Genomic DNA, 17,455 nt, shown 5'->3' with positions numbered 1-17,455 from the left:
AGGCCTGGATCAGGCGGCCTTGGCGGTGGTCTGCGGCAGTGCGGCCTTCGCCTTCTCGACGACGGCGGCGAAGCTCGCCGGCTCGTGGATCGCGAGCTCCGACAGGGCCTTGCGGTCGACGACGATGCCGGACTTCGCCAGACCGTCGATGAAGCGCGAGTAGGTCAGGCCGTGCTCGCGGACCGCCGCGTTGAGACGCTGGATCCAGAGGGCGCGGAACGTGCGCTTCTTGTTCTTGCGGTCGCGGTAGGCATACTGCATGCCCTTCTCGACCGCCTGCTTGGCGATCCGGATCGTATTCTTGCGCCGGCCGTAATAGCCCTTGGCGGCCTTCAGAACTTTCTTGTGCTTCGCGTGACTGGTCACGCCGCGCTTGACGCGGGCCATCGGTTATCTCCTGGATTCGACGAAAGACAGTGGCAACGGGTGTTGAAGGACTTACCGCGCGTTCGGCAGGAAGTACTTCTTCACGTTGGCGGCATCGCCCTCGAACAGGGTCGTGGTGCCGCGCAGGTTGCGGATCTGCTTGGTCGTCCGCTTGATCATCCCGTGGCGCTTGCCGGCCTGGGCGTACATCACCTTGCCGGTGCCGGTGATCTTGAAGCGCTTCTTCGCGCCCGATTTCGTCTTCAACTTGGGCATTTGGCTCTCCGTTGCGCGAAATAATCCCGGACCGCCCCGCAAGGGTCGGATGGGGTTCGCGCGCTGATGCTTCTGGTGGAGCAGCACGAGCCGCCACGGCAGCCCTATCGGCCGGGCGGTTCGACGCGGTGCGGCTTATGACAGAAAGCTGACGCGGCGGCAACGCCCGTGAGGCGGGACGCGGGCCGGGGGGCGGAGGGCCCTGGACATCCGCGTCGCCGGTCCGGGGCGCAGCGGGCGAGCCCGGGATCCAGAAGCGCCGACACAGCCGTTTCGGGCGCCCGGTCCGCATCCAGGTCCGGGATCTGCTGCGCCGTCCCGAAGTACGGGTTTGTCGGGTCCGGGCGCAACCTGATCCCGATAGCCGGCGTTCGTGATCCTGAGGCGCATGGAGGCGATGCGCGTGTCCGGACCGGAGACGGGCCAACCCCGCGCGACTGCCCGCCAGCAGCGGAAGGGGCGCCAGTGACCATGTCGCGGCCGCTGATTCGGAGGAATTCGGGGACAGCGAGCGCGCTGCACAAAACGGTGAGCGACAACGGGGGTCGCCAGGAACCATAACCTTGGCCGTCTGTTTCATTCATGTCCCGCTCAGGCCGGCAGGGTTAGACCCCCCGTCAAATTCGGCCAACCAGGAGACACTTCGTGCGCATTGCCCAGATCGCTCCGTTGTCGGAGGCCGTCCCTCCGAAGTTCTACGGCGGCACCGAGCGCGTCGTCAGCTGGATTACAGAAGAACTGGTCCGCCAGGGTCACGAAGTCACGCTCTTCGCAAGCGGTGACTCCGAGACGTCTGCCAAGCTCGCAGCCTGCACGCCCGAGGGCCTGCGCCTGCTCGGCTACCGGGATCACACCGCCAGTCACCTGGCGATGCTGCATCAGGTGCACCGCCGCGCGCACGAATTCGACATCCTGCACTTCCACATCGACCTGCTTCAGTATCCGATGTTCGAGGATCTGAACCACAAGTGCATCACCACGATGCACGGTCGCCTCGACGTGCCGGACTTCATGCCGGTCTACCGCACCTTCACGGGCATGCCGCTGGTCTCGATCTCCGACAACCAGCGCCTGCCCATGCCGCCGACCTCCAATTGGCTGGCGACGATCCATCACGGCCTGCCGGCCGAGAACTGTCCGTATTACCCGGACGCCAAGGGCGGCTACCTCGCCTTCCTCGGCCGCATCTCGCCCGAGAAGCGCCCCGACCGCGCGATCGAGATGGCGATCCGCTCCGGCACGCCCCTCAAGATCGCCGCGAAGGTCGACAAGGCGGACCAGGATTACTGGGACGAGGTCATCGAGCCGATGATCCATCACCCGCTCGTGGAGTATATCGGCGAGATCAACGAGGAGCAGAAGAAGGACTTCCTCGGTAACGCCCTGGCGCTCGCCTTCCCGATCGACTGGCCGGAGCCCTTCGGTCTCGTGATGATCGAGGCCATGTCGGCCGGCACCCCGGTGATCGCCTTCCGCAACGGCTCCGTGCCGGAGGTGATCAAGGACGGCGTCGGCGGCGTTCTCTGCGAGAACATGGACGATGCCGTCGCGGCCGTCGCCAAGGTCAAGACCATGAGCCGCGCTGGCGTGCGCCGCCACTTCGAGAGCGCCTTCACCGCCGAGTGCATGGTGAAGAAGTACGTCGCTGCCTACGAGGACCTGCTCGGCCGTGGCGCCGACGTGATCAAGCTGCCGAAGTCCGGCTACAAGGCGCAATACGGCGAGGTGAACGGCTCCGCACGGCCGGCGATCCCGGTCGCCGCCATGCCGGCCTGAAATCCGGCCCCGGGCTTGCGAGGCAGGTCCGGCTCGGCCTAGCGTCTTAAAGGCGACTCATCCGTAGGATGAACAGGGGCTGCCGCATCGAATGGATGCGGCAGCCCTCTCGATTCGCACCTCTCACTTGCACCCGGAGATGCCCTGCATGGCGGCGGACAACACGGCAGCGGCCCACGATGCGAAGGCCCGGACCGCGGAGAGCGCCGGAAGCGTGGCGCACGGTTTCCAGGACGCGGACGACGTCCTGCCGACCTATCACATCGAGGCGCACACCTCGCTTGTGGAGCGGCCCCTCCGCTCGCTGAAGTTCGGCGAGGCCTTCGGCGTTCTCGATTCCTACGGCGATATCGGCGTCCAGCCCGGCCCGGAGGGCCTGTATTTCCAGGACACGCGTTACCTGTCGCGTCTGGAAGTGACGGTGGAGGGTCAGCGCCCGCTGATGCTCTCCTCGGTGATGCAGGACGACAACGGCGCGCTCAGCGTCGACATGACGACGCCCGACATCCGTCTCGATGCCCATGACGAGACCTCGATCCCGCGCGAGACGATCGCCATCGAGCGCACCAAGTTCCTGTTCCGCGGAGCCTGCTACGACCGGATCGGTCTGCGCTCCTACGATTCGAAGCACCGCCGCCTGCGCATCGTCGTGACGTTCGACGCGGATTTCCGCGACCTGTTCGAAGTCCGCGGGACCGATCGCCAGGAGCGCGGCAAGCGCGGCGTCCTGGTGGCAAGCGATCGGGAGGTGCAGTTCCGCTATGTCGGCCTGGACGAGATCGTCCGGACGACGGCGCTGCATTTCGGCCCGAAGCCCAACTTGATCGAACCCGGCAAGGTGGTTTTCGATGTCTCGCTCCCGCCGGAGGGCCGGGCCTCGCTGTTCATCCGCGTGACCTTCGAGGCGCACCGGGCCTTCACCAAGCCGCCGACCGACACGATGGTCGGGGAGGACGCGGCCGCCAAACTGACCCTCGCGGCCAATGCCGGTGGCGCCCGGCGCGAGCCGAAGGATCTCGCCGAGGGCACGATCTTCGCCCGCGCCTATCGCGACTCGCGGCGCGATCTCCGGAGCCTCACAGCCGGGATCACCACGATCATCTCGTCGAACGACCAGTTCAACGAGGGCCTGTGCCGGGCCACGGCCGACCTCTACATGCTGGCGAGCCGCACCCCGGAGGGCATCTACCCCTTCGCCGGCATCCCCTGGTACTCCACGGTGTTCGGGCGCGACGGCATCATCACGGCGATGATGGCGCTCTGGATCGACCCGAAATTCGCCCGGGGCGTGCTGCGCTACCTCGCCTCGACGCAGGCCAAGGCGGTCGATCCGGCCGCCGACGCCCAGCCCGGCAAGGTGCTGCACGAGACCCGGCGCGGCGAGATGGCGATGCTCGGCGAGGTGCCGTTCCGGCATTATTACGGCACCATCGACGGCACCCCGCTCTTCGTGATGCTGGCCTGGGAGTACTACGCCGTCACGGGCGATCTGGACACCGTTCGGGCGATCTGGCCCGCGCTGGAACTCGCCCTGGAATGGATGGACCGTTACGGTGACCGGGACGGCGACGGCTTCGTCGAGTACGCCCGCGACACCGACAAGGGCCTGGAGAATCAGGGCTGGAAGGACAGCCACGATTCGATCTTCCACACCGACGGTCACCTGGCCAAGGGCCCGATCGCCCTCTGCGAGGTGCAGGGCTACGTCTACGCGGCCAAGAACGGAATGGCGAAGCTCTCGGCTCTGCTGGGGCACGACCCGATGGCCGAGCGTCTCACGCAGGAAGCCGTGGCGCTTCGCGAGAACTTCGACGCGGCGTTCTGGAACGAGGAGATCGGCACCTACGCCCTGGCCCTGGACGGCGCGAAGAAGCAATGCGCGGTGCGCTCGTCCAACGCGGGCCACGCCCTGTTCACCGGCATCGCCAAGCCGGAGAGGGCGTCACGGGTCGCCGAGACCCTGCTCGGCAAGGACGGCTTCAACGGCTGGGGGGTGCGCACCATCGCCAAGGGCGAGGCGCGCTACAATCCGATGTCCTACCACAACGGCTCGATCTGGCCGCACGACAACGCGCTGATCGCGATGGGTCTGGCGCGCTACGACCGCAAGCACGAGGCCGCCCGCATCTTCCAGGGCATGTTCGACACCTCGCTCTACCAGGACCAGAAGCGCCTGCCGGAACTGTTCTGCGGCTTCATGCGCCGCAAGCAGCGCGGGCCGGTCTCCTATCCGGTGGCCTGCAGCCCGCAGGCCTGGGCGGCGGCGGCGCCCTTCGCCTTCCTGGCGGCCTGCCTCGGTCTCGAACTCGACCACGAGCGCAACCGCGTCCGGCTCAAGAACCCGATCCTCCCGGCCTTCCTCGACGGTGTGACGCTCTACAACGTCAAGCTCGGCGGTTCGCGCCTGGATCTCCGCTTCCAGCGCTACGACGACGATGTCACCGTCTCGGTGCAGCGTCGCCACGGCGACGTACAGGTGGTGGTGACCAAGTAGGGCCGGGCACACGGGAGTTCCGGGGCGGCCCGCTTCGGGGTAAGCGGGCCGCGCGGCACGTCACGCCGCCGAGGACGGGTTCATGCCGGCTGATCATCACGCCCCCGACGCGGCCCTGCGCCTCGCACAGGCCCTGATCCGGTGCCCGTCCGTGACCCCGGAGGATCGGGGCGCCCTCGACGTGGTCGCCGACGCGCTCCGGCCTGCCGGCTTCGCCGTCGAGCGGCCGGTCTTCTCGGAGCCCGGCTATCCCGACACGCCGAATCTCTACGCGCGCATCGGACGGGACGGTCCCTGCCTCGTCTTCGCCGGCCATACCGATGTCGTTCCGGAAGGCGAGGGCGCGTGGCGCCACGAACCCTACGCGGGCGAGGTGGCCGACGGGATGCTGTACGGCCGGGGCGCCGCCGACATGAAGGGCGGCGTCGCCTGCATGCTGGCGGCGACGCTCGCCTTCCTGGAGCGGCGGGGCGACGGCTTCGCCGGATCCATCGCCTTCCTGATCACCGGCGACGAGGAGGGGCCCGCGGTCAACGGCACCGTGAAGCTGCTCGACTGGGCGCGCGCGCGGGGCGAGCGGTTCGACCATTGCGTGCTCGGGGAACCGACCAATCCTGGCCGGCTCGGAGAAATGATGAAGATCGGCCGGCGCGGGTCGCTGACCGGCAAGCTCACCGTGATGGGGCGGCAGGGCCACGTCGCCTACCCCCATAAGGCCGAGAACCCGATCCCGGGCCTGCTGCGCCTCGCCTCGGCGCTGGTCGGCGAGCCGCTGGATCGTGGGACCGCGCATTTCGATGCTTCGAACCTGGAATTCACCACGATCGACGTGGGCAACCCGGCCAGCAACGTGATCCCGGCGACCGCGCGGGCGACCTTCAACGTCCGCTTCAACGACGACTGGACGGCCGAGACTCTCGGGGCCGAGATCCGCAGGCGCCTGGAGCAGGCGGCCGGGAACGCGGTGCGCTTCAGCCTCGACCTTCAGCCTTCGAACGCTCCGGCCTTCCTCACCAGGCCGGATGCCTTCGTGGATCTCGTCTCCGAGGCGATCCGGGCGGAGACCGGCTTGACGCCCACGCTCTCGACCACCGGCGGCACCTCCGATGCGCGGTTCATCAAGGATGCCTGCCCGGTGATCGAGTTCGGGCTCGTCGGTGAGACCATGCACCAGGTCGACGAATGCGTGGCCGTCGCCGATCTGGAGCGGCTCACGGCGATCTACGAGCGGGTGCTCGAGGCTTATTTCCCGAACGCGTAGTCGACGCCCACGAAGGTCAGCCCCGCGGCTGGAGCGAGCGGTCCGCACCGGCGCTTCTCGCCCGAAGCGAGGATCTCGGCCACGTCGTCCGCCGAGAGGCGTCCGCAGCCTGCGAGCATCAGCGTGCCCACCATCGCCCGCACCTGATGGTGCAGGAAGGAGCGCGCCGCGGTCGCCACCACGATCTCGTCGTGCAACGCCATCGGAGCCCGGGCGACGTCGAGCTGCTCCAGCGTGCGGATCGGGCTGTTCGCCTGGCACTCGGCGGCCCGGAAGGCCGAGAAGTCGTGGCGGCCGACGAGGCGCTGGGCGGCGGCGTGCATGAGACCGACATCGAGGGGCCACGGCACGTGCCAGACATGGGCCCGCGTCAGCGCCGCGGGGCTGCGCCGGTTGAGGATGCGGTAGCGGTAGTGCCGGCGGATCGCCGAGTGGCGGGCGTCGAAGCTCTCCGGCACGATCTCTGCGGACAGGACCGCCACCGGCTGTGGCCGGAGATGCGCGTTCAGCGCGTCCCGTACCGTGTCGGTCCGCCAGTCCTTGGCGAGGTCGAGATGGGCGACTTGATGAATGGCATGCACGCCGGCATCGGTCCGGCCCGCGCAGGTGAGTCGGACATGCTCTCCCGAGAAGCGCGTGACCGCCGTCTCGATCGCGCCCTGGACGGTGAGGTCGTCGGCCTGCCGCTGCCAGCCGCAGAACGGGCTGCCGTCGTACTCGATGACGAGCTTGTAGCGGGGCATCAGCCGAGGCGGGCGCCGGGCGTCAGGCGGGCGCCGCGGACGAACTCGGCCCCGCTCGCGCTGCCGCCCTTCCCGGCGCGTCGCAGCTCCATGAGCCGCACGGCGCCGTCGCCGCACGCGACGGTGCAATCGGTGTCGCACAGCGTGCCGGGCGTGCCCGCACCCTCTGCCGGGGCGGCTCGCAGCACCTTCACGCGCTCAGGTCCCTTGCCGAGATCGACCTCGAAGAAGGCGCCGGGGAAGGGCGACAGCCCATTGATCCGATTGGCGATTTCACCGGCCGACCGGGACCAGTCGATCCGCGCCTCATCGTTGGTGATCTTGTGCGCGTAGACGACGCCGTCCTCCGGCTGGGGTGTGAACGTCAGCGTGCCCGCAGCGAGCCGGACAAGGGCCTGCGCCATCAGGTCGGCGCCGAGGGGCATCAACGCGTCGTGCAGCTCGCCCGCAATCATACCTGGCGCGATGGGTATTCTCGCCTCCAGGGCCACGGGGCCGGTGTCGAGGCCCGCCTCCATCCGCATCACGCCGACGCCGCTCTCCGCATCGCCCGCCATCACGGCGCGCTGGATCGGCGCCGCGCCGCGCCAGCGCGGCAGCAGGGAGCCGTGCAGATTCAGGCAGCCGTGCTTCGGTGCGTCGAGGATCGCCTGCGGCAGGAGCATCCCGTAGGCCACCACGACGGCGACGTCGGCCCGGTGCGCCGCGAAGGTCTCGGCCGCTTCGGGCGTGCGCAGCGTCGCGGGCGTCAGGACCGGCACGCCGAGGGTGTCGGCGAGGGCGTGGACCGGGGAGGGGCGCAGGCTCATGCCGCGGCCCGCCTTCGCCGGCGCACGGGTATAGACCGCCACGATGTCGTGCCCGTCCTGCGCGAGCCGCGCGAGCGTCGGCACAGCGAAGTCCGGCGTGCCCATGAAGACGACGCGCATGGCCGGGTCAGGCCGCGTCGCGCTTGGCCGCCTTGATGAACTTCTTGATCACCCGGTCGCGCTTCAGCTTCGACAGATGGTCGATGAACAGCACGCCGTTCAGATGGTCGATCTCGTGCTGGATGCAGGTCGAGAGCAGGCCGTCGGCCTCGATCTCCTGCTCGTTGCCGTCGATGTCGCGGAACCTCACGCGCACCCGGTCCGGACGCTCGACTTCGGCGTAATAGTCCGGGATCGACAGGCAGCCCTCGTCGTAGACCCGCCTTTCCTCCGAGGACCAGACGATCTCGGGGTTGATGAAGACCCGGGCGTCGCGAACGCCTTCCTCCTTCGACGTGTCGATCGTGACCACGCGCTTGGCCACGCCGATCTGGATCGCGGCCAGCCCGACGCCGGGGGCATCGTACATCGTCTCGAACATGTCGGCGACGAGGGTGCGGATCTCGCCGGTGATCGGGCCGACCGGTTCGGAACCCAGGCGCAGGACGGGATCGGGGAGGATGACGAGCGGGCGGATGGTCATGGCGGAAACCGGCAGGGAAGGCGCCGGGACGGGTCCAGGCTCAGCGTCGAATAGGATGCGGCCGAAGACCGGTCAAATACCGGCTCGATCCGCGTGATCGCCCGTCAGAAGGCCGTGCGGCTGCGGATCGCCGCCGACAGGGTGCCCTCGTCGAGATAGTCGAGTTCGCCGCCGACCGGTACACCGTGCGCGAGGCGCGTGACCTTCACGTCGCAGTGCCGGATCGACTCGGTGACGTAGTGGGCGGTGGTCTGGCCGTCGACGGTGGCGTTGAGAGCCAGGATGACCTCCGTCACCTCGGGCCGGGCCACGCGCTCCACGAGGCTCGCGAGGTTCAGGTGCTCCGGCCGCACGCCGTCCAGCGCCGAGAGGACGCCGCCGAGCACGTGGTAGCGCGCCTTCACGGCGCCCGAGCGCTCCAGGGCCCAGAGATCGGAGACATCTTCCACCACCACGAGCGTCGTCGGGTCGCGCTCCGCGTCGCGACAGATCGTGCAGGGGTCGGACGTATCGACGTTGCCGCAGCTCGAGCACACGATGATGCGGTCGGCCGCCACCCGCATGGCGTCGGCGAGGGGGCCGAGCAGCGTGTCGCGCTTCTTGATCAGCTGGAGGGCGGCCCGCCGCGCCGAGCGCGGTCCGAGGCCGGGCATGCGGGCCAGCAGCTGGATCAGGCGTTCGATCTCGGGGCCGGCGACGGCTTGGGGCATCGTGCCTCTTGATGAGGAAGGGGCTGTCAGGTCCGGATGGGCATAGACGCCGCCGGGCAGCGCGCAAGGGTGTACGCGTGCGTGTCCGGCATATGGGTATTCCAGAGCCGCTCCGCCGATAGCGTTACGCTGTGCGATGAACGGAACTGCTTACAGACTTGGGTTCCTGAGTCCACAACTGTGCTCTAATCTGTTTGTCCACGTTGCGGGCCCCTGGCGGAGCCCATAATGACAGCGAAGCTTCGCCGCCTACTCGATGGAGAGACGGGAAGCAGCCGGGAACGGAGATCCTGCGTGCGGCGGTCCTGTACGACCGCACGGACGTCTCCCGGGCAAACCCGGACGGCGGAGCCGTCCGGCACAATCGCGTCGACGGTTGAACAGGGGCCCGGGAGATACGATCTTGACCAACATCGGTGATCACAACGCGGCCCACGGCGCCGAGGCGACCGGCTTCCGCGACCTCAAGGCCGTCCACTGGAATTTCGAGGCGCCGCGTCTCTACGAGGAGGCGCTGGCCCGCAAGGAAGCCCAGCTCGCCCGCGGCGGCGCCCTCGTGGCCACCACCGGCAGCCACACCGGCCGCTCGCCCAAGGACAAGTTCGTGGTCCGGGACGCCGGGACCGAGAGCGAAGTCTGGTGGGACAACAACGGCGCCATCACGCCCGAGCAGTTCGAGACTTTGCGCCAGGATTTCCTGAAGCACGCCGAGGGCAAGGAGCTGTTCGCCCAGGACCTCTACGGCGGCGCCGATCCGGCCTACCGGGTCAAGGCCCGGGTGTTCACCGAGTTCGCGTGGCACTCGCTGTTCATCCGTAACCTGCTGATCCGGCCGGACCGCTCCGAGATCGCGTCCTACGTGCCCGACATGACGATCATCGACCTGCCGAGCTTCCAGGCGGATCCCGCCCGGCACGGCTGCCGGTCGAAGACCGTGATCGCCATCGACTTCTCGAAGAAGCTCGTCCTGATCGGCGGCTCCGCCTACGCGGGCGAGATGAAGAAGTCGGTCTTCACCTATCTGAACTACATCCTGCCCGGTCAGGGCGTGATGCCGATGCATTGCTCGGCCAACGCGGCCCTCGACGCGGAGGGCGGCTCGGCGATCTTCTTCGGCCTCTCGGGCACCGGCAAGACGACGCTGTCGAACGATTCCTCCCGCCAGCTCCTGGGTGACGACGAGCACGGCTGGTCGAATTCCGGCATCTTCAACTTCGAAGGCGGCTGCTACGCCAAGACCATCCGCCTCTCGCGCAACGCCGAGCCGGAGATCTACGCCACCACCGAACGCTTCGGCACGGTGATGGAGAACGTCGTGATCGATCCCGCCACCCGCGCGCCGGATTTCGACGATTCCTCGCTCACCGAGAACACCCGCTGCGCCTATCCGCTCGATTTCATCGCGAATGCCAGCGCCACCGGCCGGGCCGGGCATCCCAAGAACATCGTGATGCTGACCTGCGACGCCTTCGGGGTGATGCCGCCGATCGCCAAGCTCACCGGCGCCGAGGCGATGTACCACTTCCTCTCGGGCTACACCGCCAAGGTGGCCGGCACCGAGCGCGGCCTGACCGGGCCGGAGGCGACCTTCTCGACCTGCTTCGGTGCGCCGTTCATGCCGCGGCACCCGAGCACCTACGGCAACCTGCTGCGCGACCTCATCGCCAAGCACAGTGTCGATTGCTGGCTCGTCAACACGGGCTGGACCGGTGGCGGCGTCGGTACCGGCCGGCGCATGCCGATCCGGGTCACGCGCCGTCTGCTGAGTGCGGCGCTGGACGGCTCCTTGGCCCAGGCCGAGTTCCGCCGCGACCCGTATTTCGGCTTCGCGGTGCCGGTCTCCGTGCCGGGCGTCGAGCCGCACATCCTGACCCCGGTGAAGACCTGGGCCAACAAGGGGGCCTTCGTCGAGACGGCGGCGCGTCTGGTGAAGATGTTCGACGACAACTTCAAGCGGTTCGAGACCCATGTCGATGCCGACGTGCGTGCCGCCGGGCCGTCCGCTCAGGCGATCGCGGCCTGAAAACGCAATCGGGCGGCCCGATGGGCCGCCCGCCTTCATCGGGCCGGAGCGACCCACGCATGTCCGAACCTCGCCGGCCTCCCGAGGTGCCGCAAGGTCGTTGAGGCCGCCGAAGAGACCTTCAGCCGGCCGCGCGAGCCCCGAAAGTCTCCGCGATGGCGCGACCGCATTGAAGGATGCGGATCGGGGACGGGATGAACGGCAATAGACCGACCTAGAACGGCAGCTTCATCCCGGGCGGCAGGGGCAGATCCTTGGTCAATTCCGCCATGCGCTGCTGCATGGTCGCCTCGGCCTTGCCGCGGGCGTCGTTGCAGGCCGCCACGATCAGATCCTCGAGGATCTCGCGCTCGTCCGCCACCATCAGGGACGGGTCGATGCTGACGCCCGTCATCTGGCCCTTGGCCGTCATCGTCACCCGGACAGATCCCCCGCCGGAGGCGCCGGTGACCTCGATCCCGTCCATCTCGGACTGCAGGTTGGCCATCTTCTCCTGCATGGCCTGAGCCTGCTTCATGATGCCCATCAGGTCGCGCATGCGGCTCTCTTTCCGTTTCCTCGTCTGATCTGGGTACGATGCGGCTCCGGCGCCACCGTCGGTCGGGCGCGCCTCAGGCGTCGTCGTCCTCGGCCTCGCCGACCGGCGCGGCATCGCCGTCCGCGAGAACGTCCGGCTCGGCGGAGGGCAGGGCCTCGGGCGCGGTCTCGCGCACATCGACGATCTCAGCCCCGGGGAAGCGTGTCAGCACCTCGCGCACGAAGGGGTCGGCCGCGGCGTTCTCGCGGCGCGTCTCGGTCGCCGCCCGAGCGGCTGCATCGAGGGTCGGCGCACCCTCTTCCTTCGACAGGGCCACCGACCAGCGCCGTCCGGTCCATCGGTCGATGGCGGCGGCGATATCGGTGGCAAGGCTCGGGCGGCCGCCCGGGGCGAGGCGGAACTCGATCCGACCTTCCTCGAAGCGCACCAGATGCACGTCGCGCTCCAGCGCGGTGCGCAGCAGGATATCCCGATTGGCGTCGGCCAGAGCGATCAGGTCTTCGAATCGCCCAAGGCGCGGCGCCGGGGGGGCTGCGGGCACCGGTCTCGGAGACGGCACGCTCATGGCGGTGGGCGCTGTCATAGGCGCCGGCTCCGCCGTCGCCGTCCGGGGTGCGGCGGCCAGCGCCGCGGAGCCGCCGCCACGCAGGTCGGGGATCGGCGGCAGCGGCGGCCGCGCCGGCACGGGAGGGGGCTCGTGCGCGGGCGCAGCGGCCGCCTCGGCCTTGAGCTGGCGCAAGGCCTCGTCGGGGGTGGGCAGGTCGGCCGCGTAGGCGAGGCGCACGATCGCCATCTCGGCCGCCGCGAGGGGCCGGGGTGCGGCCTGAACCTCGGGGATCGCCTTCAGCAGGATCTGCCACGCCCGCGACAGGGCGCGGATCGAGAGCTTCTCGGCGAATTCCGCCCCGCGGACGCGCTCCGTCTCGCTGAGCGTGGGGTCGGCGGCCGTCTCCGGAACCACCTTGAGCCGGGTGACGAGATGCGTGAACGCCGCGAGATCGGAGAGGACCACCGACGGGTCTGCGCCGGAATCGTATTGCGCCCGCAATTCCGCGAAGGCGGCCGGGACCGAGCCGCGCATCACCGCCTCAAACAGGTCGAGGATCCGGGCGCGATCGGCGAGGCCCAGCATGTCGCGCACGCTCTGCGCGGTGATCGTGCCGGCGCCGTGGGCGATGGCCTGGTCGAGGAGCGAGAGCGCGTCGCGCACGGAGCCTTCCGCGGCGCGGACGATGGCCCCGAGAGCCTCGTCCTCGACGGAGACGCCCTCGGCCGCGCAGACCTTCGCGAGATGCGCATGCAGGGTCGGCGCCTCGACCCGGCGCAGGTCGAACCGCTGGCAGCGGGACAGGATCGTCACCGGAACCTTGCGGATCTCCGTGGTCGCGAACACGAACTTGGCGTGGGGCGGCGGCTCCTCCAGCGTCTTCAGGAAGGCGTTGAACGCCTTCTCGGAGAGCATGTGGACCTCGTCGACGATGTAGACCTTGTAGCGCGCCGAGACCGGCCCGTAGCGAATGCCGTCGATGATCGCCCGGACGTCGTCGATGCCGGTATGCGAGGCGGCATCCATCTCCAGCACGTCCATGTGCCGGGATTCCATGATCGCCGCGCAGTGGAGGCCGAGTTCCGGCATCGACACGGTCGGGCCGGTGTCGGGCTGGCCGGCGCGGGCATAGTTGAGGCCGCGGGCCAAGATGCGGGCCGTGGTGGTCTTGCCGACGCCGCGGACGCCGGTGAGCATCCAGGCCTGCGGGATGCGGTTGGCCGCAAACCCGTTGGCGAGGGTGCGCACCATGGCATCCTGGCCGATCAGGTCGCCGAAATTGGTGGGGCGATACTTACGCGCGAGCACCCGGTAGGGCGTCGCCGCGACGGCGGGCGCTGGAAACCCGGGCAGGCCCGGCTCGTCGTCAGGCGTGCCGGTCGTAGCGTCCATGCCGTGTCGGGATCGAGCTTCCGCGCGCGGGAATGAGGTGGGAGGCTGGACGAAGACCCGCTCGGTCTCGTTAGGGCTGCTTCCTTCCGGACCTGACCCGGTTGGCGAGTGAAACGTCCCTCGCCAACCCCCCGACGGCTATATGGCCGTGCCGTTCGCCGAACGCAAGCGCCGCCTACTCGGCCTTGCGCTTCACGATGGCCAGGGTCTTCGGATCGAGATGCAGATCGAACTGCTTGCCGTTCGCGTCAATCGCATCGTCGACCTCGATCATGCCGTCGTCGAGCTCGATCTCCTTCCACTTGGTGAAGCCCTCCTGCTTCAGCATCGCCTCGACCTTGGCCTGCTGGTCGGGAGGAAGCTTCTCGTCGGCATGGGCTGCGAGGCCGGTGCCGGCGATCAGGGTCAGGGCGAGGAGGGGCGTGGTCAGACGCATGGCTTTCTCCAGTCCGTCGAGGGTTTCCGGCTTTGAACAGGAATGCGGCACCGGAGTTCCGTCGCGGCAGCGGTCCCCTTGAGCCGCTCCCGAATCTGCCGCACATCTTGGCCGCACCGGAATATGGCGGCGAGGGCAGTACATCGATGGTCACCCGCGTCGCCACCGTCGCCTTCGAGGGCATCGAGGCGCGGGCGGTGGACGTGCAGGTCCAGATCATCCCGGGCTCGGTGGTGTTCACCATCGTGGGCCTGCCCGACAAGGCGGTGGCGGAGTCCCGCGAGCGGGTTCGCGGCGCGCTCATCGCCTCCGGACTGGCGCTGCCCGCCAAGCGCATCACCGTCAATCTCGCGCCCGCCGACCTGCCCAAGGAGGGCTCGCACTACGACCTGCCGATCGCGCTCGGCGTCATGGCGGCGATCGGCGCGATCCCGGTCGACGCGCTCGCCGGCTACTGCGTGCTCGGCGAACTCGCCCTCGACGGCAGCATCACGGCGGTCAGCGGCGTGCTGCCGGCCGCCATGGCGGCGGGGGAGCGGGGGCTCGGGCTGATCTGCCCGGCCTCCACCGGTCCGGAGGCGGCCTGGGCCGGAGGCGAGCTGGATGTGCTCGCGCCGCGCTCGCTCATCCAGCTCGCCAATCACTTCAAGGGCAGCCAGGTCATGGCCCGGCCGGAGCCTGCCGTCGCCGCGCTGGCGGGACCGCTCCCGGATCTCGCCGACATCAAGGGCCAGGAGGGCGCCAAGCGTGCCCTGGAGATCGCGGCGGCCGGCGGCCACAACCTCTTGATGAACGGGCCCCCCGGCTCGGGCAAATCCATGCTGGCGGCGCGCCTGCCCTCGATTCTGCCGCCGCTCAGTCCGCGCGAACTCCTCGACATCTCCATGGTTCAGTCGGTGGCGGGCGAGCTCAAGGATGGGGCCCTGTCGAATCGCCGGCCGTTCCGGCAGCCGCACCATTCGGCCTCGATGGCGGCACTGGTGGGCGGCGGGCTCGGGGCGCGGCCGGGAGAGGTATCCCTCGCCCATGGGGGAGTCCTGTTCCTGGACGAGCTGCCCGAATTCTCGCCCCAGGTTCTCGACAGCCTGCGTCAGCCGATGGAATCCGGCGCGGTCATGATCGCCCGCGCCAACCACCGGGTCACCTACCCGGCGCGCTTCCAACTCGTCGCCGCGATGAATCCCTGTCGCTGCGGCCAGGGCCTCGAGCCGGGCTACGCCTGCCGCCGCGGCCCGAACGAGCGCTGCATGGCGCAGTATCAGGCGCGCATCTCCGGCCCGTTGCTGGACCGCATCGACCTGCGCATCGAAGTGTCGGCGGTCACGGCCGCCGACTTGATCCTGCCGGCCCCGGCAGAGGGCTCCCGCGAGGCCGCGGCCCGGGTCTCGGCGGCCCGCGCGCTGCAGGGGAGCCGCTATGCCGCGCGGGGCCTGCCGGAGTCCACCACCAACGCGACCTGTCCGGCCAACCTCATCGAAGAGGTCGCGAGCCCCGACGCGGACGGCACGGCGCTGATCCGGCAGGCGGCCGAGACCATGCGCCTCTCCGCACGCGGCTTTCACCGCACGCTGCGTGTCGCCCGGACCCTGGCCGATCTCGACGGCGAGACACAGGTGCGCCGGCTCCATCTCGCGGAGGCCCTCTCGTACCGCGGGCGCGGCGCGGGCGCGGCAGCCGCCGCTTGAGCACCGGATCGGACGTCTCCGGCGATCTGACGGTCACGATCGGCCAGTACAGCAGCGCCGGCCGCAAGGCGGCCAACCAGGACTTCAACGGCATATTGGTGCCGGTTCAACCCGCTCTGGGTCTGAAGGGGATCGCGGTGGCGCTCGCCGACGGGATCAGCAGCAGCGCGGTGGGCGCGGCGGCGAGCGAGACCGCGGTCAAGAGCTTCCTAAGCGACTATTACGCCACGCCGGACACGTGGTCGGTGAAGACCTCGGCCCAGCGCGTGATCGCGGCGGCGAATTCCTGGCTCTACGCCCAGACCCGGCGCGGCGCCGATCCGAATGATGCCGACCGGGGCTACGTCACCACCTTCGACGCCCTCGTCCTGAAATCGCGCATGGCCCACCTCTTCCACGTGGGCGATGCCCGGATCTGGCGCGTGTCCGGCCGGTCCCTCGAAGAGCTCACCGAGGACCACCGCGTCGTCGTCTCCGCAGCGGAATCCTATCTCGGCCGCGCCCTCGGGGCGAATGCCCGTGTGGAGATCGACTACCACGTCGTCGGCATCGAGGCCGGCGACACCTTCGTGCTGACGACGGATGGCGTCCACGAGCATGTCCGGCCCCGCGACGTGGTTGCGGCGATCGCGCAAGCCGCGACCCTCGACGCGGCGGCGCGGGCGATCGTCGAGGCAGCTCTGGCCGCCGGCAGTCAGGACAACCTGACGATCCAGATCGTGCGGGTCGAGACCGTACCGGCCGGCGCGCCGGCGGATCTCCTCGGGGAGGCCGAAGGGCTGGACCCCGCGCCCCTCCTCGACCCGCCCGCCGAACTCGACGGCTTCCGTCTGGTACGGATCCTCCATTCCGGCCCCCGCAGCCGCGTCTATCTCGCCGTCGAGGCGGAGACGGGTGCCCAGGCCGCCCTGAAGGTGCTGTCCCTGGACCTGCGGGACGACCCGGCCCAGCGGATGCGGTTCGTGATGGAGGAGTGGATCGCGCGGCGGATCGACAATCCTCACGTGCTCAAGGCGCATCCCCGGGCCGGCCGCCGCAGCCACCTCTACACGGTCATGCGCTACGTGGAGGGCCAGACCCTGACCCAGTGGATGCGAGACCACGCGACCCCCGATCTGGAAACGGTGCGCGGCCTCGTCGAGCAGCTCGCCCGGGGCGTGCAGGCGTTTCACCGGCGGGAGATGGTCCATCAGGATCTACGGCCCGACAACGTCCTGATCGATACCGCAGGGACCGTCCAGATCATCGATTTCGGAGCCACGACGGTCGCGGGCGTCGTCGAGGGCGATCCGCGGATCGATCCTGCGGAGATCCTCGGCACGGTCCAGTACACGGCGCCCGAATGCTTCCTCGGCGCGCCGGCCAATGCCGGGTCCGACATCTTCGCGGTCGGCGTCATCACCTACCAGATGTTGACGGGACGGCTGCCGTACGGAGACGCCGTTCCGCGGGCGCGCACGCGCGCGGCGCAACGGCGGCTTCGCTACACGTCGGCTCTCACGGTGCGTCCGCTGCTTCCCGTCTGGGTCGACGGGGCGCTTCGCAAGGCTGTTCATCCCGATCCGCTGCGGCGCTACACGGCCTTGTCCGCCTTCGTCCACGACCTGCGGCATCCCAATCCGGCCTTCACGGACGGACGGCGGGCGTCTCTGCTGGAGCGCGATCCGCTGCTGTTCTGGCGCCTGCTGTCGCTGGTGCTGGGGCTCGTCGTGCTGACGCTCGCGGCGATCCTGATTGCCGGGCCGCGGCGGTGAGG

Annotated in this window: 15 protein-coding genes and 1 other RNA gene; 6 read left to right on the top strand and 10 right to left on the bottom strand. The window is 69.2% G+C overall.

Annotated features, from left to right (window positions below; all coding sequences use genetic code 11):
- Positions 1-9: 9 nt before the first annotated feature.
- Positions 10-387, bottom strand: coding sequence for a 50S ribosomal protein L20 (rplT, locus tag P9K36_RS17965; RefSeq protein WP_043355811.1), 378 nt, complete (start codon positions 385-387; stop codon positions 10-12).
- A gap of 51 nt (positions 388-438) precedes the next feature.
- Positions 439-642, bottom strand: coding sequence for a 50S ribosomal protein L35 (gene rpmI, locus P9K36_RS17960; protein ID WP_007561407.1), 204 nt, complete (start codon positions 640-642; stop codon positions 439-441).
- 645 nt (positions 643-1,287) lie between these two features.
- Here rpmI and P9K36_RS17955 point away from each other — a divergent pair.
- The 3 genes from P9K36_RS17955 (at position 1,288) to dapE (ending at position 6,173) form a co-directional block, all read left to right on the top strand.
- On the top strand, positions 1,288-2,418 hold the full coding sequence (locus P9K36_RS17955; protein ID WP_043378628.1) for a glycosyltransferase family 4 protein: 1,131 nt from the start codon (positions 1,288-1,290) through the stop codon (positions 2,416-2,418).
- Between the two features lie 148 nt (positions 2,419-2,566).
- On the top strand, positions 2,567-4,912 hold the full coding sequence (locus tag P9K36_RS17950; protein WP_278305619.1) for an amylo-alpha-1,6-glucosidase: 2,346 nt from the start codon (positions 2,567-2,569) through the stop codon (positions 4,910-4,912).
- 82 nt (positions 4,913-4,994) lie between these two features.
- Positions 4,995-6,173 carry a succinyl-diaminopimelate desuccinylase gene (gene dapE, locus P9K36_RS17945; RefSeq protein ID WP_278305618.1) on the top strand — a complete coding sequence of 393 codons (1,179 nt, stop codon included), beginning with the start codon at positions 4,995-4,997 and terminating at the stop codon, positions 6,171-6,173.
- Here the strand turns inward: dapE and truA are convergent.
- From truA to recR, 4 genes are all read right to left on the bottom strand, one after another.
- Positions 6,155-6,916, bottom strand: coding sequence for a tRNA pseudouridine(38-40) synthase TruA (gene truA, locus P9K36_RS17940; RefSeq protein WP_043758419.1), 762 nt, complete (start codon positions 6,914-6,916; stop codon positions 6,155-6,157). The genes dapE and truA overlap by 19 nt on opposite strands.
- A complete protein-coding gene (gene fmt, locus P9K36_RS17935) occupies positions 6,916-7,845 on the bottom strand; it encodes a methionyl-tRNA formyltransferase (protein ID WP_278305616.1) in 930 nt (309 codons plus the stop codon). The genes truA and fmt overlap by 1 nt, the downstream gene beginning before the upstream one ends.
- 7 nt (positions 7,846-7,852) lie before the next feature.
- On the bottom strand, positions 7,853-8,368 hold the full coding sequence (gene def / locus P9K36_RS17930; RefSeq protein WP_278305615.1) for a peptide deformylase: 516 nt from the start codon (positions 8,366-8,368) through the stop codon (positions 7,853-7,855).
- A 104-nt stretch (positions 8,369-8,472) separates the two neighbouring features.
- Positions 8,473-9,078, bottom strand: a complete 606-nt coding sequence (gene recR / locus P9K36_RS17925; protein ID WP_053611458.1) for a recombination mediator RecR — start codon at positions 9,076-9,078, stop codon at positions 8,473-8,475.
- Between the two features lie 403 nt (positions 9,079-9,481).
- Between recR and P9K36_RS17920 the strand changes: the two genes are divergently transcribed.
- Entirely contained in the window at positions 9,482-11,101 is a 1,620-nt protein-coding gene (locus tag P9K36_RS17920) for a phosphoenolpyruvate carboxykinase (protein ID WP_043378606.1), read from the top strand.
- Positions 11,102-11,315: 214 nt separating this feature from the next.
- Here P9K36_RS17920 and P9K36_RS17915 read toward each other — a convergent pair whose 3' ends face one another.
- From P9K36_RS17915 to P9K36_RS17900, 4 genes are all read right to left on the bottom strand, one after another.
- Positions 11,316-11,639 carry a YbaB/EbfC family nucleoid-associated protein gene (locus P9K36_RS17915; RefSeq protein ID WP_043347589.1) on the bottom strand — a complete coding sequence of 108 codons (324 nt, stop codon included), beginning with the start codon at positions 11,637-11,639 and terminating at the stop codon, positions 11,316-11,318.
- Positions 11,640-11,712: 73 nt separating this feature from the next.
- Positions 11,713-13,578 carry a DNA polymerase III subunit gamma/tau gene (locus tag P9K36_RS17910; RefSeq protein WP_053611459.1) on the bottom strand — a complete coding sequence of 622 codons (1,866 nt, stop codon included), beginning with the start codon at positions 13,576-13,578 and terminating at the stop codon, positions 11,713-11,715.
- 35 nt (positions 13,579-13,613) lie between these two features.
- Positions 13,614-13,712: signal recognition particle sRNA small type (ffs, locus tag P9K36_RS17905), an RNA gene on the bottom strand.
- Positions 13,713-13,753: 41 nt separating this feature from the next.
- Positions 13,754-14,014 (bottom strand): PepSY domain-containing protein, encoded by a 261-nt coding sequence (locus P9K36_RS17900; protein WP_043347585.1) that lies wholly within the window; start codon positions 14,012-14,014, stop codon positions 13,754-13,756.
- Positions 14,015-14,160: 146 nt separating this feature from the next.
- Here P9K36_RS17900 and P9K36_RS17895 point away from each other — a divergent pair, with 146 nt between their 5' ends.
- A complete protein-coding gene (locus tag P9K36_RS17895) occupies positions 14,161-15,699 on the top strand; it encodes a YifB family Mg chelatase-like AAA ATPase (RefSeq protein WP_278305614.1) in 1,539 nt (512 codons plus the stop codon).
- A complete protein-coding gene (locus P9K36_RS17890) occupies positions 15,696-17,453 on the top strand; it encodes a bifunctional protein-serine/threonine kinase/phosphatase (RefSeq protein ID WP_278305613.1) in 1,758 nt (585 codons plus the stop codon). Before P9K36_RS17895 ends, P9K36_RS17890 begins: the two co-directional genes overlap by 4 nt.
- Positions 17,454-17,455 lie beyond the last annotated feature (2 nt).

This window comes from Methylobacterium sp. 391_Methyba4 (genome assembly GCF_029691625.1).
Taxonomy (GTDB): domain Bacteria; phylum Pseudomonadota; class Alphaproteobacteria; order Rhizobiales; family Beijerinckiaceae; genus Methylobacterium; species Methylobacterium fujisawaense.
Note: the sequence above shows the minus strand (reverse complement) of the source record. Positions and strands in the feature narration are given on the sequence as shown.